This is a genomic window from Janthinobacterium sp. SUN206, from assembly GCF_030587305.1.
Taxonomy (GTDB): Bacteria; Pseudomonadota; Gammaproteobacteria; order Burkholderiales; family Burkholderiaceae_D; genus Janthinobacterium; species Janthinobacterium kumbetense.
The window spans coordinates 1-1,157 of sequence record NZ_JAPWIB010000010.1 but is presented as its reverse complement, the minus strand read 5'-3'; the positions used below and the strand labels follow the sequence as shown (position 1 = coordinate 1,157).

Genomic DNA, 1,157 nt, shown 5'->3' with positions numbered 1-1,157 from the left:
GCCTTCTATGAGCCAAAAACCAACTATTCCAACAGTTGGACAACCTTCCGCGATCCGTCCCCCCATCGCATCATACGACGGTGCAGGAATATTAACCTGCTTCCCATCAGCTACGCATCTCTGCCTCGCCTTAGGGGCCGACTCACCCTGCTCCGATGAACGTTGAACAGGAAACCTTGGGCTTACGGCGTGGAGGCTTTTCACCCCCATTATCGCTACTCATGTCAGCATTCGCACTTCTGATACCTCCAGCATCCTTTACAAGACACCTTCGCAGGCTTACAGAACGCTCTCCTACCATATCCAATAAAGGATATCCGCAGCTTCGGTGACTGGCTTAGCCCCGTTACATCTTCCGCGCAGGACGACTCGATCAGTGAGCTATTACGCTTTCTTTAAATGATGGCTGCTTCTAAGCCAACATCCTGACTGTTTTAGCCTTCCCACTTCGTTTTCCACTTAGCCAATCTTTGGGACCTTAGCTGGCGGTCTGGGTTGTTTCCCTCTTGACGCCGGACGTTAGCACCCGACGTCTGTCTCCCAAGCTCGCACTCATCGGTATTCGGAGTTTGCAATGGTTTGGTAAGTCGCAATGACCCCCTAGCCATAACAGTGCTCTACCCCCGATGGTGATACTTGAGGCACTACCTAAATAGTTTTCGGAGAGAACCAGCTATTTCCAAGTTTGTTTAGCCTTTCACCCCTACCCACAGCTCATCCCCTAATTTTTCAACATTAGTGGGTTCGGACCTCCAGGGCGTGTTACCGCACCTTCATCCTGGCCATGAGTAGATCACTTGGTTTCGGGTCTACACCCAGCGACTGATCGCCCTATTCGGACTCGATTTCTCTACGGCTTCCCTATTCGGTTAACCTTGCCACTGAATGTAAGTCGCTGACCCATTATACAAAAGGTACGCAGTCACGGAACAAGTCCGCTCCTACTGTTTGTATGCACACGGTTTCAGGATCTATTTCACTCCCCTTCCGGGGTTCTTTTCGCCTTTCCCTCACGGTACTGGTTCACTATCGGTCGATTACGAGTATTTAGCCTTGGAGGATGGTCCCCCCATATTCAGACAGGATGTCACGTGTCCCGCCCTACTTGTCGTACGCTTAGTACCACCGGTCCGATTTCACATACGGGGCTATCACCC

Annotated in this window: 1 rRNA gene (running past one end of the window); it reads right to left on the bottom strand. The window is 51.3% G+C overall.

Annotated features, from left to right (window positions below):
- Positions 1–1,157 (bottom strand): 23S ribosomal RNA (locus O3300_RS28365) (its annotated part extends 1,450 nt beyond the left edge of the window); the annotation flags it as partial.